This is a genomic window from Achromobacter sp. SIMBA_011 (assembly GCF_046535435.1).
In the GTDB taxonomy this organism is placed as follows: domain Bacteria; phylum Pseudomonadota; class Gammaproteobacteria; order Burkholderiales; family Burkholderiaceae_B; genus Achromobacter; species Achromobacter dolens.
Genome location: NZ_JAWRWN010000175.1, coordinates 1 through 334, shown reverse-complemented (window position 1 = coordinate 334; position 334 = coordinate 1). Strand labels below are relative to the sequence as shown.

Here is a 334-nt window from a genome sequence, read left to right as displayed (position 1 = left end):
CGCCCGTAGCTCAGCTGGATAGAGTACCTGGCTACGAACCAGGGGGTCGTAGGTTCGAATCCTGCCGGGCGCGCCATTGAATGTTTGCTGTATGGTTGGCTGGAGTTTGATTTAAAAGTCAGCTCAAAGGTTGCCTTATAGGCTAAAACCCGGCTAAAACGCGATGGACCGCCCAAGTCGAGCGCTTGGGTAAAAATGAAGAGCAAATGCAGTGCGGTGGTGAAATTATTCTGATATAATTTTGCCTCTTTACCGGAGCGCCCGTAGCTCAGCTGGATAGAGTACCTGGCTACGAACCAGGGGGTCGTAGGTTCGAATCCTGCCGGGCGCGCCA

The 334-nt window shown here is 53.3% G+C and carries 1 tRNA gene; it reads left to right on the top strand.

From position 1 onward, the window contains the following. The first annotated feature begins 257 nt into the window (after window positions 1-257). Window positions 258-334, top strand: a tRNA-Arg gene (locus SB816_RS30440).